The following is an 18,288-nucleotide window of genomic DNA, read 5'->3' on the forward strand; positions in this document are numbered from 1 at the left end:
CCGCGACGAGGACGAGTCCCGGCGCTTCATGACCTCCCTGGCCGAAGCGCACGTGCACGGGGTCGACCTCGACTGGCAGGCCCTGTTCGCCGGACACACACCCGTGCACGTGGATCTGCCGACCTACGCCTTCCAGCGCCGGCACTACTGGCCCGAAGCCCTGGCCGCGCCCGTTGCGGGCGCTGCGGACCCCGTCGACGCCCAGTTCTGGGAAGCCGTCGAACACGGTGACCTCACCGCACTGGCCCGCACGCTCGACATCGAAGGGGCGTCGTTGGGCCCGGTCCTGCCCGCCCTGTCCTCCTGGCGGAAGCAACGACGTGAGGCATCCGTCACCGATGCGTGGCGCTACCGGGCCGGTTGGACCCCCCTGCCTCTGGCCGAAGGATCAGCCGCCCTCACCGGTAGCTGGCTGGTCGTGGCGTCGACGACCGGCGCGAGCGCCGGTCTCGCCCCGGCCGTCGTCGACGCCATGCGCGCCCGGGGGGCCGACGTGCTCCACTGCGCGGTGGACGACGCCCTCGACCGGGTGGCGTTGGCCCAGGAGCTGACCGGTACGCTCGGCGACCGCACAGCCGTCACCGGAATCCTGTCGCTGTGCTCCGTGGACGAGGAGCCGGTCACCGGGACACCGTGGCTGACCACGGGCCTGGCCGCGACCGTCACGCTCGTGCAGGCGCTCGGAGACGCAGCCGTCACGGCGCCCCTGTGGTGCCTGACCCAGGGCGCCGTCCAGGCGCACGGGCACGACCGCTCCATCAGCCCCGCGCAGGCCCTGGTCTGGGGCATGGGCAGGGTTGCCGCTCTCGAACACCCTGAGCGGTGGGGCGGTCTGATCGACCTCGCCGACGCGCCTGACGACCGCGACCTGGCACGGCTGTGCGGCCTGCTCGCCGGGGCCGGTGACGAGGACCAGCTCGCCGTGCGTCCGGGCGGAGTGCTCGCCCGCCGCCTGCTGCCCGCGCCCCCGGCGGGTCCGGGCCGTTCCTGGACGCCGGAGGGCACGGTGCTGGTCACCGGGGGGACCGGAGCGATCGGCGGCCGGCTGGCCCGTTGGCTCTGCGACAGCGGCGCCGACCACGTCGTACTCGCGGGACGCAGAGGAGCCGACGCACCGGTTGCGGCCGAACTGCTCGAGGAACTGGCCGGATCGGGCACCAGGGTGACCGCCGTCGCCTGCGACGTCACGGACCGCGAGGCCCTGTCGGGGCTGGTGGCACGGCTCACGGGCGACGGCGACCGGATCACCGCGGTGCTCCACGGCGCCGGGGAACTGGACGACGCCGTCATGGGCGCGCTGACCCCCGAGCGGCTGGCCGCCGCGCTGGGGGCCAACGCCGGTGGCGCCAGGAATCTGCACGAGGTGACACAGGGGATGGACCTCACCGCCTTCGTCCTGTTCTCCGGCATCGCCGGTACGGTCGGAGGCGCGGGCCAGGGAGCCTTCGCCGCGGCGAGCGCCTACCTCGACGCCCTCGCCGCACACCGCAGGTCGCTGGGGCTGACGGCGACATCGATCGCCTGGGGCCCGTGGGCGGAGGGCGGCCCCGCCACCTCCGACGACACGTTCGCCGAGCGGATGGGCCGCCGTGGGCTGGCCGTCCTGCCGACCGCCTCCGCACTGCCCGCGCTGAGCCGGGCCGTGGCCCAGGACGGTCCGTCCCTGCTGATCGCGGACATCGACTGGGGGCTGTACGGCCCCTCGCTCACCGCGGTCCGCCCCAGTCCGCTCATCACGGATGTGCCGCGGATGCGGGAGCTGGCACGCGTGGCGGAGGAAGCCGGAGACAGCACAGCGGACAGCGCGGCCGCGTTCCGGAGGACGGTGGCCGAACTGTCCGAGGCCGAACTCGGCCAGATGCTCCTGGAACTGGTGCGCACCGAGGCCGCCGGGACACTCGGTCACAGCGAGATCGAGGCGGTCGGCGCCAAACGGCCCTTCCGCGACCTCGGGTTCGAGTCACTGACCGCAGTCGAACTGCGCAACCGGCTGAGCGCACGCACGGGGCTGCGTCTCCCGGTGACGCTCGCGTTCGACTACCCGACCCCGGTGGCGCTGGCCGCCTTCCTGCGGACCGAGGCCGGCGAGAGCGGTGAGCCGCAGGCCGTCCCCGTGCTGGCCGAGCTGGACAGGCTGGAGGAGACCCTGGCGTCGCTCTCCGCGGACCGTACCGCGCGCCACCGGATCGGGGCGCGGCTGCGCGACATCCTCTCCGGCTGGGACGAGGAGCCCGCGACCGGCGACGGGGCTTCGGCCACGGTCGCCGAGAAGCTCCAGGCGGCATCGGCCGACGAGGTTCTGGCATTCATCGACAACGAGCTCGGGGCCTCCTGATGGGTCGGCACCGTATTTCTGTTCCAAGCAAAGGGGTTAGCGGTAATGGTGGCTGACGACAAGCTCCTCGAGTACCTGAAGCGGGTGACGGCCGACCTCCACCAGACCCGGGAGCGCCTTCGTGAGGTGGAGGCCGGTGAGCAGGAGCCCATCGCGATCGTCGCGATGAGCTGCCGGTTCCCCGGCGGCGTCGCGAGTCCCGAGGACCTGTGGAATCTGGTGGCCGCCGGAGCGGACGCGATGTCGCCGTTCCCGGACGACCGCGGCTGGGACACCGGGCGGATCTACGACGCCGACCCCGAGCAGTCCGGCACGTCCTACGTCCGGTCGGGTGGGTTCGTCGACGGCGTCGCGGACTTCGACTCCGGCCTGTTCGGCATCAGCCCGCGCGAGGCCCTGTCCATGGACCCGCAGCAGCGGCTGCTCCTGGAAACGGCGTGGGAGGCGTTCGAACGGGCGGGCATCGACCCGCTGTCGCTCCCCGGCGCACGCGTCGGTGTGTTCGCCGGCTCCAGCGGCCAGGACTACGCTTCCCTGCTGCAGTTCTCCCCGGAGAGCGTGGAGGGGTACGGCCTGACGGGCACAGCGGCCAGCGTGATCTCGGGACGGGTGTCCTACGCCTTCGGGCTCGAAGGCCCGGCCGTCACCGTGGACACGGCGTGCTCGTCGTCGCTCGTCGCCCTCCACCTGGCGGCGCACGCCCTGCGGCAGGGTGAGTGCTCGCTCGCGCTGGCCGGCGGTGTGACGGTCATGTCGACCCCTGGCGCCTTCATCGAGTTCAGCCGGCAGCGGGGGCTGTCCACCGACGGCCGCTGCAAGGCCTTCGCCAAGGCCGCCGACGGCACCGGATGGGCGGAGGGCGCCGGTCTGCTGCTGCTGGAGAAGCTGTCCGACGCCCGCCGCAACGGACACGAGGTCCTGGCCGTCGTCCGTGGTTCCGCGGTGAACCAGGACGGTGCGAGCAACGGCCTCACGGCCCCCAACGGCCCCTCCCAGCAGCGCGTCATCCAGGAAGCGCTGGCGAACGCCGGGCTCACCGCCGACCAGGTCGACGCGGTCGAGGCCCACGGCACGGGGACGACGCTCGGCGACCCGATCGAGGCGCAGGCCCTGCTCGCCACGTACGGCCGGAACCGGAAGGCCGACCACCCGGTCCTGCTCGGCTCGGTCAAGTCCAACCTCGGGCACACCCAGGCCGCCGCCGGTGTCGCCGGCATCATCAAGATGGTCGAGGCGATGCGCCACGGCACGCTGCCGAAGACACTGCACATCGACGAGCCCACCCCGCACGTCGACTGGTCGGCCGGTGCGGTCCAGTTGCTGACCGAGGAGACGGACTGGCCGCGAACGGGCCGGCCCAAGCGCTTCGGCGTCTCCTCGTTCGGCATGAGCGGAACGAACGCGCACACGGTCATCGAAGAGGCCCCGGGCGCCGAGCCGACCGCACAGACCGAACAGGGTGACGCTCCGCCCACGCTCGTCTGGACGGTGTCGGGACAGACCCAGGAGGCACTGCTCGACCAGGCGGCCCACGTACTGGCGCACGCGGAGACCTCCGACGCGCCCGCACTCGACCTGGCCTTCTCGCTCGCCACCGGCCGTGCGGCCCTCGACCACCGGGCCGTCGTCGTCGGCGAGACCCGCGAGAGCCTGCTGAACGGACTGCGGGCGCTCATCGCCGGCACGCCGGCCCAGGGGCAGGCCCAGGGCGTCGCCGCGGAGAACGGCCGACTCGGTCTCCTCTTCTCCGGGCAGGGCTCGCAGCGGCCGGGAATGGGCCGTGAGCTGTACGACACGTTCCCGGTGTTCGCCAAGGCGTTCGATGCCGTCTGTGACGAGCTGGACCGGCACCTGGACCGGCCGGTCAAGGACATCGTTTTCGCCACCGATCCCGCTGACGACGCCGTCGCGGGGCTGATCGACCGGACCGTCTTCACACAGGCCGGTCTGTTCGCCGTGGAGACCGCCCTGTTCCGCCTCGTGACGTCCTGGGGCATCCGGCCGGACTACCTGCTGGGCCACTCCATCGGCGAGCTGTCGGCCGCCCACGCGGCGGGCGTCCTGTCCCTGGAGGACGCCGCCGCCCTGGTGGCGGCCCGCGGACGGCTGATGCAGGCGCTCCCCGGAGGCGGAGCCATGGTCTCGCTCCAGGCCACCGAGGACGAGGTCCTGCCCCTGTTGCGGGCGGGCGTCTCCATCGCCGCCCTCAACGGGCCACGCGCGGTCGTCGTCTCCGGCGACGAGGACGCCGTCCTGGAGATCGCCGCGCACTTCGAGTCACAGGCGCGCAAGACCAAGCGGCTCCGGGTCAGCCACGCCTTCCACTCTCCGCACATGGAGGCGATGCTCGACGAGTTCCGGGCCTTCGCCGGGACGATCACGTTCACGGCCCCCGAACTGCCCATCGTCTCCAACGTCACCGGCGCCCTCGTCAGCGCCGCGGAGATCGCCGACCCCGGCTACTGGGTACGCCACGTCCGCGAGGCCGTCCGCTTCCACGACGGGATCCGCACACTCCTCGACCACGGCGTCACCGCCTTCCTCGAGATGGGCCCCGGCGGCGTACTGAGCGCCCTGGGCCAGGAAGCCCTGACGGGCACCGCCGCCGGAGCCGAGGAGCCCGTCTTCCTCCCCGCCCTGCGTACCGACCGCCCGGAGGCCCGGTCGCTGATCACCGCCCTCGCCGGACTGCACGTACAGGGCTGCGGACCGGACTGGCGCGCCTTCTACGAAGGCACGGGGGCCAGGAGCACCCCGCTGCCGACCTACGCCTTCCAGCGCAAGCGCTTCTGGCCGAAGCTGTCCTCCGCCTGGGCCGGTGACGCCACCGCCATGGGCCTGCGGGCGGCCGAACACCCCTTGCTCAGCGCAGCGGTCACCCTGGCCGACGGTGACGGCATGCTGTTCACCGGCCGGCTCTCGCGGGAGACCCACCCCTGGCTGGCCGACCACACCGTCCTGGGCACCGCCCTGCTGCCCGGCACCGCGTTCGTGGAACTCGCGGTCCACGCCGGCGACCAGGTCGGCTGCGGACACCTGGTCGAACTCAACCTCGAAGCGCCGCTCATCCTCCCGGAAGAGGGCGGCACCGCGGTGCAGATGACGGTCGGGGCAGCCGACGACACCGGGCACCGCCCGCTGTACGTGTACTCCTGCCCGGACGGCCAGGAGGACGACGAGACCTGGACCCGCAACGCCGGTGGACTGCTGGCACCCGGCCAGGCCGCGGCCCCCGACTGGTCCGCCTTCGCCGAGTGGCCGCCCCATGACGCCGTCCAGGTCCCCATGGGCGACTTCTACGCCCAGCTCGAAGCCGCCAACTACGGTTACGGGCCCGCCTTCCAGGGACTCACGGGCGTCTGGCGGCGTGGCGAGGACGTGTTCGCCGAAGTCCGCCTCCCCGAGGAACCCGCAGCCGACGCCCGGCGGTTCGGCCTGCACCCCGCCCTGTTCGACGCGGCCATGCACTCACGGGCCATGCTGGGCGACGGTGACGAGGGCGGCCCCGGCCAGGAGCGGCTGCCGTTCTCCTGGACCGGGGTGTCCCTGTACGCCGCCGGGGCCTCCGCGCTCCGGGTGAGGCTCTCGCCCACCGGTGCCGACACCGTGTCCGTGGCGCTCACCGACGAATCCGGGTCGCCCGTCGCCTCCGTCGGCGCGACCGTGCTGCGCCCGGTCTCCCCGGAGCAGTTGAACACCTCCCGCAGCCCGCACCACGACTCGCTCTTCCGGATCGAGTGGCCGGTCGCCGAGGGCACCGGCACGGCACCGGACACCAGTGGCTGGATCGTGCTGGGCGACACCGACTTCGGACTCCCGTCCGGTGGCCGCTTCCCCGACCTCTACGACCTCGGCGCAGCGGTCGACGAGGGCCTCGCCGCTCCGGACACCCTCCTCATCCCGTGTGTGACCGAACCGGGCACCGACATGGTCGAGGCGGCGCACGGCGCGGTCGCCCGTGTGCTGGCGCTGGCCCAGATCCTGCTCGAGGACGAGAGGTTCGCGTACACACGCGTCGTCCTCATCACCCGCGGTGCCGTCGCCGCCACCGCCGAGGACGAGGTCGAGGACGTCGCGCAGGCGACCGTCTGGGGTCTCGTCCGCTCGGCGCAGTCGGAGAATCCGGGCAGGTTCGTCCTGGCGGACATCGACGGACTGCCCGCGTCGCACCGCGCACTTCCCCAGGCACTGGCCGGCACGGAACCCCAGTTCGCCGTCCGCGCCGGCCGGATACGCGTGCCCCGGCTCGCCCGGACCGGGGCCCGGGCCGCCGGCACGGCGGGCACCGCCTTCACCGACCCCGCGGGCACCGTGCTGATGACCGGTGCCACCGGCACCCTCGGCAAGCTGTTCGCCCGTCACCTGGTGACCGCCCACGGCGTCCGCCACCTGCTCCTCGTCAGCAGGCGCGGGCCGTCGGCCGAAGGCGCCGCCGAGCTGGAGTCCGAACTGGCCGCGCTCGGCGCCACGGTCACCGTCGCGGCCTGTGACGTGGCCGAGCGCGCACAGCTCGCCGCCCTGCTGGCCACCGTTTCTCCCGAGCACCCCCTGACCGCGGTCGTGCACGCCGCGGGTGTCACGGACGACGGCGTGCTCCCCGCCCTGACACCGCAGCGTGTCACCGCCGTCCTGCGACCCAAGGTGGACGCCGCGGTGACGCTCCACGAACTCACCCAGGACATGGGCCTCAGCGCCTTCGTCCTGTTCTCGTCGGTCGCGGCGACCCTGGGCGGCGCCGGACAGGGCAACTACGCCGCGGCCAACGTCTTCCTCGACTCCCTCGCCCAGCACCGCCGGGCACGCGGACTGGCGGCCACCTCGCTGGCCTGGGGACTGTGGGCCGACCGCAGCGGCATGGCCGCGAACCTCGACGACACCCAGCTCAGCCGCATCGGCCGCTCCGGCGTCGGCTCCATGGAGTCCGCGCAGGGCCTGGCCCTCTTCGACGCCACGCGCGAGCTGGACGACGCCCTGCTCGTACCGGCCCCACTCGATGTGTCGGGGGCGCGCGGTGCCGGTTCCCTCGAAGCGGTCCCGCCCATGCTGCGAGGCCTGGTGCGGCTCCCGGCGCGCCCCGCCGCCCACAGCGGTGCAGGCCCCGGCTCCGCCGAGGAGACCCTCGCACAGCTGCTCGCCCCCCTCGACGAGGCCGGACGTGCCGCCGCCGTGCTCGATCTGGTCCGTGCCCAGGCGGGCGCTGTCCTGGGCTACGCGCAGGACGAGGAGATCGGAGCCCAGCGGGCCTTCAGCGACCTCGGTTTCGACTCCCTCACCGCGATCGAGATGCGCAACCGGATGAACCTGGTGACCGGGCTGCGGCTGCCCTCGACCCTGGTCTTCGACTACCCGACACCTGCCGCGCTCGCCGGTCACGTCAACGAGCTGGTCGCCGGATCCGTACCCGCCGGAACCGGTGACACGCCGCGGGCCGCCACCGGCGACAGCGGCGAACCCATCGCCATCATCGGGATGAGCTGCCGGCTGCCCGGAGGCGTGGAGACTCCCGAGGACCTGTGGCGCCTGCTGGACGAGGGCCGCGACGCGATCACGGAGGTCCCTGACTCCAGGAGCTGGGAGATCGAAGGGCTGACCGGCGGATTCCTCGCCGACCCGGGTGACTTCGACCCGGCGTTCTTCGGCATCTCGCCGCGCGAGGCCATCGCCATGGACCCGCAGCAGCGGCTGCTCCTGGAATCCTCCTGGGAAGCCGTCGAAGCGGCGGGCATCGCCCCGAGCAGCCTGCGCGGCACCCGGACCGGGGTGTTCGTGGGCTCCAGCGGCCAGGACTACACCGGTCTGCTGCAGCAGGCGGAGGACAACAACGCCGGCTACATCCTGACCGGCACCACCGCGAGCGTCATCTCCGGCCGGGTGTCCTACACGCTCGGCCTGGAGGGCCCCGCCCTCACCGTCGACACCGCCTGCTCGTCGTCCCTGGTGGCGCTGCACCTGGCGGCCCAGGCACTGCGCAACGGTGAATGCTCGATGGCCCTGGCGGGTGGCGTCATGGTCATGGCCACCCCGGCCGGTTTCGCCGGGCTCAGCGGACAGGGCGGCCTCGCCGCCGACGGCCGCTGCCGTGCCTTCTCGGAGTCCGCGGACGGCACGGGCTGGAGCGAAGGCGTCGGCGTCCTGCTCGTCGAACGGCTGTCCGACGCCAGGGCCAACGGTCATCCGGTCCTGGCCGTGGTCCGGGGGTCGGCGATCAACCAGGACGGTGCCAGCAACGGACTGACCGCACCCAACGGCCCCTCGCAGCAGCGCGTCATCCGCCAGGCCCTCGCCAACGCGGGGCTCAGCAGCCAGGACGTCGACGTCGTCGAGGCGCACGGCACCGGAACGCCACTGGGCGACCCCATCGAGGCGCAGGCCGTCCTCGCCACCTACGGCCAGGACAGGAGCCTGCCGGTGCTGCTGGGCTCCATCAAGTCCAACATCGGCCACTCCCAGGCCGCCGCGGGCGTCTCCGGCATCATCAAGATGGTCCTGGCGATGCGGCGCGGAACAGTGCCGCGGAGCCTCCACCTGGACGAGCCCACCACCCACGTCGACTGGTCATCGGGGTCGGTGTCCCTGCTCCAGCAGGCGGTGCCGTGGCCCGACACCGGCAGGCCGCGCCGCTCCGCCGTCTCGTCCTTCGGTATCAGCGGCACCAACGCCCACGTCGTCCTCGAACAGGCTCCCGAGGAGACGGAGACCGCCCCCGGGGCGGGCGAGGAGTCCTTCCTCGGAGCGACATCCGTCCCCTTCGTCCTCTCGGGCACCTCGGCGGAAGCCCTGCGCGACCAGGCGGAGCGCCTGCACCGTCACCTGCTCACCCGCGGCGACGCGGCCCTGGCCGACGTCGGCTGGTCGCTGGCCACGACCCGCACCCGCTTCACCCACCGGGCGGCAGTCGTCGCCGCCGGGAGGGACGACCTCCTGCACGCGCTCGCCGCCCTCAGGGACGGCACCGGCGCCCCCGGCCTCGTCCAGGCGGTCGCACCCGGGGAGGAGCCCAAGGTCGTCTTCGCCTTCCCCGGGCAGGGCGCCCAATGGGCGGGCATGGCACGCGGCCTCCTGGACAGCAGTCCGGTCTTCGCCGAGCGGATCCGTGAGTGCGCCACCGCCTTGTCGGCCCACACCGACTGGTCGCTGCTGGACGTCCTGCGCGGGACACCCGACGCCCCCGGCCTCGACCGCGTCGACGTGGTACAGCCCGCTCTGTGGGCCGTCATGGTCTCGCTCGCCGAGGTGTGGCGTGCAGCCGGTGTCGAGCCGGCCGCCGTCGTCGGCCACTCGCAGGGCGAGATCGCCGCGGCCTGCGTCGCCGGCGCGCTGACCCTGGACGACGCCGCCCGCGTGGTCGCGCTGCGCAGCAGGGCGATCCTGGAACTGTCCGGCCTTGGCGGAATGGCCTCCGTGCCGGAGCCGTCCGAGAAGGTGCGTGCGCGGCTGATGCCCTGGGACGGACGCCTGTCCGTCGCGGCCGTCAACGGGCCGTCCTCCGTGGTCGTCTCCGGTGACGCCGACGCCCTGGACGAACTGCTCGCCGCGTGCGCGGCCGAGGGGGTCCGCGCCAAGCGCATCGACGTCGACTACGCCTCGCACAGCGCCCACGTCGAGCGCATCCACGACCGTCTGCTCGCCGTACTGTCCGAGGTGGCTCCGCGCCCCGCGAAGGTGCCCCTGTACTCGACGGTCACCGGCGGACTCCTCGACACCGGCGGCATGGACGCCGAGTACTGGTACACCAACCTCCGCCGGACGGTCCGCCTGGACGAGACCACCCGGGCCCTGCTCGACGCGGGCCACCGTGTGTTCGTCGAGATGAGTCCTCACCCCGTCCTGGCCGTCGGACTCCAGGAGACCCTGGAGGAGGCGGCCGTCGACGGGGCCGTCCTGGGCTCGCTGCGCCGTGACGAAGGCGGCCCCGACAGGTTCCTGTCCTCGCTCGCCACCGCTCACGTGCACGGCGTCCCTCTCGACTGGACCGCGGTCTTCGCCGGGCGGGACGCCCGCCGGGCCGAGCTGCCCACGTACGCCTTCCAGAACCAGAAGTACTGGCTGCCTGTCCGCAGCGGCACGTCCGGGGACCCGGCCTCCATCGGGCTCGGTGCCGCCGGCCACCCGATGCTCGCCGCGGGGGTCGCCCTGGCCGACGCCGACGGCTATCTGTTCACCGGCCGGCTCTCCACCCGGACCCAGCGCTGGATCGGCGACCACGTCGTCATGGAGACGATCCTGCTCCCGGGCACCGGATTCGTCGAGATGGCACTGCGCGCGGCACAACAGGTCGGCTGCGACCTCGTGGAGGAACTCACCCTCGAAGCGCCGCTCGTCCTTCAGGAACACGGCGCCGTGCAGGTGCAGCTGGTCGTCGGCGCGCCGGACGCGTCCGGCCGCCGGACGCTGACCGTCCACTCGCGCCCGGCGGAAGACGCGCCGGCCGACGACGGCGGACTCGCCGAGGCCCCCTGGCGCCGGCACGCCACAGGAGTGCTCGCCACCCGCACCGCGTCCGGCACGCCGTTCGACTTCACCGCGTGGCCCCCCGCCGGGGCCACGGAGCTCGCCCTCGAGGGCGTGTACGAACAGGCGGCCGCGCTCGGATTCGGGTACGGGCCGATGTTCCAGGGCCTGCGGTCCGCATGGCAGTGCGGTGAGGACATCTACGCCGAGGTGGCACTCCCCGAGGACGGCCGTGCCGAAGCCGACGGATTCGCCCTTCACCCCGCCCTGTTCGATGCCGCACTGCAGGCGATGGGGCTCGGTTCGTTCGGACCGGGCCAGGGACGCGGGGAGGACGCCGGAAAGCCCCGGCTCCCCTTCGCCTGGCGCGGTGTGAGCGTCCACGCGACCGGGGCGTCCGTGCTGCGGGCCCGGCTCTCCCCGAGTGGTGCGAACGGCATCGCGTTCCAGCTGGCCGACGGCACCGGGGCCCCCGTCGCCTCGGTCGACGCCCTCGACATGCGGCCGGTCGACCCGCAGCAGCTCAGGACCGCCACCCAGGAGGGGAACGACTCCCTCTTCCGGCTCGTCTGGGAACCCGGGGCCGCGGCACCCGCCGCATCCGCTCCCGTGGGTCCGTGGGCCGTCCTCGGCGCGGACGCCGCACCGCTGTCGGCGGCCGGTGTCCACGCCGACGGGTACGCCGACCTCGACGCACTCGTCACCGCCGTCGACGCCGGCCGGCCGCTGCCCGGCACCGTGATCGCCCGTGTCGGGAACCCCGGCACCGGTGACGCGGCAGCCGGGGCGCACACCGCCGCCCGCGATGCCCTCACCCTGCTCCAGGGCTGGCTGGACGACGAACGCCTCGCCGGCACCCGGCTGGTGTTCCACACCTCGCACGCGGTGGCGGCCACTCCCGGCGAGAGCGTCGCCGGCCTGGCCACGGCACCCGTCTGGGGACTCGTACGCTCCGCGCAGTCCGAGCACCCCGACCGCTTCGTCCTGGTCGACTCCGACGACACGGAGGCCTCCTGGCAGGCGCTGCCCGGGGCCATGGCCCATCCCGAGACACAACTCGCCCTGCGGGACGGCGTGGTACTGCTGCCCCGCCTGGTACGCACGTCGCCGGCTTCGGACACCGGCACGGAATCCCCGTTCGGCGGTGGGGGGACGGTCCTGATCACCGGCGGCACAGGCACCCTGGGCGGCCTGCTCGCCCGCCACCTGGTCACCCGTCACGGCGTACGCCGCCTGCTCCTGCTGAGCCGGCAGGGCGAAGCGGCCGAAGGCACCGCCGGGCTGCTGGCCGCCCTGCGCGAGGCCGGCGCCGAAGCGCGCGCCGTGGCCTGCGACGCGGCCGACCGGGACCGACTGGCCCAGGTGCTCGGCACGATCGACGAGGCGCACCCGCTGACCGCCGTCGTGCACGCGGCAGGCGTACTGGACGACGGGGTCATCACCTCCCTCACCGGAGCCCGGATGGACGCGGTGCTGCGGCCCAAGGCCGACGCCGCGGTCAACCTCCACGAGCTCACCCGGGGCAGCGACCTGTCGGCGTTCGTGATGTTCTCCTCGGCCGCCGGCACCCTCGGCAGCTCCGGACAGGGCAACTACGCGGCGGCCAACGCCTACCAGGACGCGCTCGCCCACCGGCGCCGCGCCGCCGGCCTGCCCGCCACCACCCTCGCCTGGGGCTTCTGGGCCGAGGCGAGCGGCATGACCGGGCACCTCGGCGACGCGGAGCTGCGCCGGATGAGCGGGGGCGGTGTCGCGGGGCTCAGCTCCGAGGAGGGACTCACGCTCTTCGACCTCGCCACGGCGACCGACGAGGCGCTGCTGCTTCCCGTCCGGCTGGACTTCGCGGCGCTCCGCGCCCAGGCGGCCGCCGGCGCGCTGCCGCCCCTGATGCGCAAGCTGGTCCGCGCGGCCGCGCCACGTGCGGCTGACGCCGACGGCACGGGCAGCGGGGGAGTGGGACTGGCACAACGCCTGGCCGGGCTGTCCGAGGAGGACCGGGACCGCGTGGTCCTCGACCTCGTGCGCACCCACGCGGCCGCCGTCCTCGGACATGCCTCCGCCGACGCGGTCGAACCCGACATGGCGTTCAAGAAGCTCGGATTCGACTCGCTCATCGCCGTGGACCTGCGGAACCGGCTCAACACCGCCACCGGGCTCCGGCTGCCCGCGACGCTCGTCTTCGACTATCCGACACCGACGGAACTGGCGGCGCACCTGCGCACCGAGGTCGTCCCCGACACCGGCGCGGCCGACGCACCCGTGCTCGCCGGGATCGACCGGCTGGAAGCCCTGCTCAGGTCCGTCGGCACCGACGACGACCGGCGTACGCGGATCACTCTGCGGCTCAACGCCATGCTCGCCGGCTGGGGCGACTTCCGGCCCGCGCACGAACCGGCCGTGCCCCCGCAGGACCTGGACAGCGCAAGCGACGAGGAGATCTTCGACTTCCTCGGCAAGGAGTTCGGTATCTCGTGACCACCCGACCGCAACCGGACGAACCGCTCCGAGGGGAAACCAAGGCCATGACCGACGACGACAAGCTGCGCTACTTCCTGCGCCGGGTGACCGCCGACCTCCAGGAGACCCGGGGCAAGCTGCGCGCCGCCGAGGAGAAGGACAACGACCCCATCGCGATCACGGCGATGAGCTGCCGCTTCCCGGGCGGTGTACGCGCCCCCGAGGACCTGTGGCAGATCATGATGTCGCAGGTCGACGCCCTCTCCCCGTTCCCCGAGGACCGTGGCTGGGACTTCGAGGGACTGTTCTTCCGCGATCCCGACGAGCCGGCCCGCAGCTACACGCTCGAGGGCGGATTCGTCTACGACATACCGGATTTCGACCCCGAGTTCTTCGGGATCAGCCCGCGTGAGGCGCTGGCGATGGACCCGCAGCAGCGGCTGGTCCTCGAAGCGTCCTGGGAGGTCGTGGAACGGGCCGGCATCGACATGGCGTCCCTGCGCGGCACCTCGACCGGTGTCTTCGTCGGCACGTCCTACCAGGGCTACGGCAGCACGGTGTTCGTCCCGCCCGAGGGCACCGAGATCTATCTCGGCGTCGGCAACACCAGCAGCGTCGCCTCCGGCCGCGTCGCCTACACCTTCGGCTTCAACGGGCCGGCCGTCACCGTCGACACCGCCTGCTCCTCCTCACTGGTGGCGCTGCACATGGCCTGCCAGTCCCTGCGCAGGGACGAGTGCTCGATGGCCCTCGTGGGCGGCGTCACCCTGATGTCCAGCCCCGGCGCCTTCACCGAGTTCAGCCGTCAGCGCGGACTGTCGACCAGCGGTCGCTGCAAGGCGTTCTCCGCCGACGCGGACGGCACCGGCTGGGGCGAAGGCATCGGCATGTTCCTGGTGGAGCGGCTCTCCGACGCCCGGCGCAACGGCCACCCCGTCCTCGCCGTCGTGCGTGGCTCCGCCATCAACCAGGACGGTGCCAGCAACGGCCTGACCGCGCCCAACGGCCCCGCCCAGCAGCGCGTCATCCGCCAGGCGCTCGCCGACGCGCGGCTCTCGCCCTCCCAGGTCGACCTCGTCGAGGCGCACGGGACCGGCACGACGTTGGGCGACCCCATCGAGGTCCAGGCCCTCGCCGCCACGTACGGGAAGGACCGCCCGGAAGGCCGCCCGGTGTGGCTCGGCTCGGTCAAGTCGAACATCGGCCACACCCAGGCCGCCGCCGGCGCCGCCGGACTGATCAAGATGGTGATGGCGGTGCAGCGCGGAGTGCTGCCGCCCACTCTCCACGTGGAGAACCCCACCACGCTCATCGACTGGGTCGACGGGGGCATGGCCCTGGTCACCGAACCCGCACCCTGGCCGGAGACCGGGCAGCCGCGCCGCGGAGGAGTGTCGTCCTTCGGCGTCAGCGGCACCAACGCGCACGCCGTCATCGAGCAGGCGCCGCCGGTGGAGGAGCAGGCTTCACCCGCCGGGGACGAGGAGGAGGAGAACAGCACACCGGCACTGCGAGCCCCGATGGACGGCGCGAAGCCGCCACTGATCGTCACCGCCCGCACCGAGCACGCCCTGCGGGAGCAGGCCAGGAATCTCCAGGTCCACCTGGCGCGCCACCCCGACACCTGCATGACCGATGTCGGCTACACGCTCGCCGAGCACCGGTCGCGCTTCAGCCACCGTGCCGCCCTCCTCGCCGACGCCTCTGGCGCGTACACGGCCGCCCTCACGGCCCTCGCCGAAGGACGCGAGTCACCCGACGTGACCCAGGCCGTCACCACCCGGACGGCCCGTCCGGTGTTCGTGTTCCCGGGTCAGGGTTCGCAGTGGGTGGGTATGGCTGCGGGGCTGATGGAGTCGTCGCCGGTGTTCGCGGAGCGGATGGGTGAGTGTGCGGCTGCGTTGGAGCCGTTCACGGACTGGTCGTTGCTGGGTGTGTTGCGGGGTGAGGTGGGTGCTCCTGGGCTGGGCCGGGTGGATGTGGTGCAGCCGGTGTTGTGGGCGGTGATGGTGTCGTTGGCGCGGGTGTGGCGTGCGGCGGGTGTCGAGCCCGCGGCGGTGATGGGTCATTCGCAGGGTGAGATCGCCGCGGCGTGTGTGGCCGGTGGGCTGTCCTTGGAGGACGGTGCGCGGGTGGTGGCGCTGCGGAGCCAGGCGATCCTGGAGCTGTCGGGTCTGGGCGGGATGGTGTCGGTGGGGGAGCCGGCGGATCGGGTGCGTGAGCGGCTCGCCCCGTGGGAGGGCCGCCTGTCGGTCGCCGCGGTGAACGGTCCCTCCTCGGTGGTGGTCTCCGGTGACGGGGATGCGCTGGATGAGCTGCTGGAGGTGTGCAGGGCGGAGGATGTGCGGGCGAAGCGGATCGATGTGGATTACGCGTCGCACAGTGCGCATGTGGAGCGGATCCGGGACCGGTTGTCGGAGGTGTTGTCGGGTCTGGCGCCCCGTTCCTCGCAGGTGCCGTTGTACTCGACGGTGACCGGTGAGCTGCTGGACACGGTGGGAATGGACGCCGGGTACTGGTACACGAACCTGCGCCGGACGGTCCTGCTGGAGGAGGCGACCCAGGCCCTGCTGAGCACCGGACACAGCGTGTTCGTCGAAGTCAGCCCGCATCCGGTGCTGGCTGTGGGGCTGGAGGAGACGTTCGAGGCCGCCGGTTCCGACGCGGTGGCGCTGGGGACGTTGCGGCGGGGTGAGGACGAAACCCGGCGTTTCATGACCTCGCTGGCGGAAGCGCACGTGCACGGGGTCGACCTCGACTGGCAGGCCCTGTTCGCCGGACACACACCGACTCACCTGGACCTGCCCACCTATCCCTTCCAGCGGCAGCGCTACTGGATCGACGACCTGCGGCCGGTCATGGACGCGCCCGCCGGCTCCGCCGGTGAGCTGTCCGTGGCGGACGCCCAGTTCTGGGCGGCCGTCGAACAGCAGGACATCGGGTTCCTGACCGACACCCTCGCCCTCGAAGGGGGCGCGGAAGCCCGCTCCGCCCTGGGAGCGATGCTGCCCGCGCTCTCCTCCTGGCGCCGGCGCAGCCGCGAGCTGTCCACCGTCGACGACTGGCGCTACGAAGTGGCCTGGCGCCCGATGCCCGAGGCCTCCGCGAGCCGGCTCTCCGGGACCTGGCTGGTGATCGTCCCCGAGAGCCACGCCAAGGACGAACTGGTCCTCGCGTGCCTGGAGGCCCTGGCGGCCCACGGCGCCGGTACCCACACCGTCACCGTCGGCGCGGACGCGGCCTACCCCGACCTGCCGGCCGGTCAGGACCTGCCGTCCGGTATCGAGGGCGTGCTGTCGCTGCTCAGCCTGGACCGCGCCCCGCACGCCGACTTCCCCGACGTGCCGCGAGGGTACGCCGCCACCGTCGCGCTGTTGCAGGCGCTGGGCGAGGCGGGGGTGGCAGCGCCGCTGTGGTGCGCCACGCGAGGCGCGGTCCAGGTGGGCCCCGCCGACACGCTCGACGGTCCGGAGCAGGCGATGGCCTGGGGCATGGGCCGGGTCGCCGCGCTGGAGCACCCCGACCGGTGGGGCGGTCTCATCGACCTGCCCCCGGCGCTGGACGCGCGCACGGGAGCGATGCTCAGCGGTGCGCTCGGCGGCGCGGGCGACGAGGACCAGCTGGCCATCCGGCCCTCGGGTACCTTCGTACGCCGACTGGACCGCGCCCGCCTCGGCGTGGCCGACGGGTCCCGGACGTGGGACCTCGCGGGCACCACCCTCATCACCGGCGGGACCGGAGCTCTCGGTGGTCATGTCGCCCGCCGGCTGGCCGGTGACGGCGCCGAGCACCTGCTGCTGGTGAGCCGCCGGGGCCCCGACGCCCCCGGGGCAGCCGAGCTGCGCGACGAACTGACCGCCCTGGGCGCCCGGGTCACCGTCGCAGCCTGCGACGCCGGCGACCGTGACGCCCTGGCGGACGTGCTCGCCGCCATCCCGGCCGCGTACCCGCTGACCTCCGTCGTGCACACCGCCGCCGCGCTGGACGACGGGCTGCTCGACACCCTCACCCCCGGCCAGCTGGCCCGCGCCCTGCACGCCAAGGCACGAGCCGCGCAGAACCTGGACGAGCTGACCCGGGACACCGAGCTGTCGGCGTTCGTCCTGTTCTCCTCGTTCGGAGGCATCGTCGGCACGCCGGGACAGGGCAACTACGCCCCGGGCAACGCCTTCCTGGACGCCCTGGCCCAGCAACGCAGAGCACGGGGCCGGGTCGCCACGTCCATCGCCTGGGGAGCCTGGGGTGGCGGCGGCATGGCCGAGGGCGCGTTCGGTGACGTACTGAACCGGCACGGTCTGCGCGAGATGGACCCCGAAGCCGCGACCGGCGCGATGCGGCAGGCGGTGGAACACGAGGCCACCTGCGTGCTGATCGCCGACATCGACTGGGAACGCTTCTTCGTCGCCTTCACCGCGACCCGGCCCAGCCCGCTGCTCGCCGACGTGCCCGAGGTCCGCCGTATCGCCCAGGAGGGCCACGGCCCGGCCGGCGCAGGCGCCGAGGAGCCGTCCGCCCTGGCGCAGCGCCTGGCGGGGCTCGACGACGCCGAGCGGGACGCCGTCCTCGTCGAGGCGGTGCGCGAACAGGTCGCCGCCGTGCTCGGTTTCCCCGGGCCGGAGGCGGTGAACGTCAAACGAGCCTTCAAGGAGGTCGGGTTCGACTCCGTCACCGCCGTGGAACTGCGCAACCGGCTCGGCGCCAAGACCGGCCTGCGCCTGCCCGTGACCCTCGCGTTCGACTACCCGACCCCGCTGAGACTGGCCACCTTCCTGCGGGAACAGCTCGTACCCGACGGGGAGACCGTGGCCGTGTCGGTGATCGAGGAGCTGGACCGGATGGAGGCCGCGCTGGTCTCGGTCCCGCCGCACGACGAAGGCCGGGCCAGGGTGGTGCGGCGCGTGCAGGCACTGCTCGCACAGTTGCAGGAGACGCCTGCCGCACCGGTCGGCGAGCAGATCGAAGCCGCCTCCGACGACGAGATGTTCGAGCTGCTCGGGAAGAAGTTCGGCATTTCCTGACGCACCGTCACCGCAGTCGCACACCGC

Annotated in this window: 3 protein-coding genes; all 3 read left to right on the forward strand. The window is 73.1% G+C overall.

Annotation, left to right across the window (positions count from 1 at the left end):
• The coding region (locus ACHFIV_RS11235; RefSeq protein WP_398966387.1) for an SDR family NAD(P)-dependent oxidoreductase at positions 1-2,335 on the forward strand (2,335 nt) is incomplete at its 5' end.
• 48 nt (positions 2,336-2,383) lie between these two features.
• Entirely contained in the window at positions 2,384-13,261 is a 10,878-nt protein-coding gene (locus ACHFIV_RS11240) for a type I polyketide synthase (RefSeq protein WP_398966405.1), read from the forward strand.
• The gene (locus ACHFIV_RS11245) at positions 13,258-18,261 is read left to right on the forward strand and encodes a type I polyketide synthase (protein ID WP_398966389.1); all 5,004 of its coding nucleotides are present in this window, start codon (positions 13,258-13,260) and stop codon (positions 18,259-18,261) included. Before ACHFIV_RS11240 ends, ACHFIV_RS11245 begins: the two co-directional genes overlap by 4 nt.
• The last annotated feature ends 27 nt before the right edge of the window (positions 18,262-18,288 follow it).

It is taken from the genome of Streptomyces sp. ALB3 (genome assembly GCF_044385685.1).
In the GTDB taxonomy this organism is placed as follows: domain Bacteria; phylum Actinomycetota; class Actinomycetes; order Streptomycetales; family Streptomycetaceae; genus Streptomyces.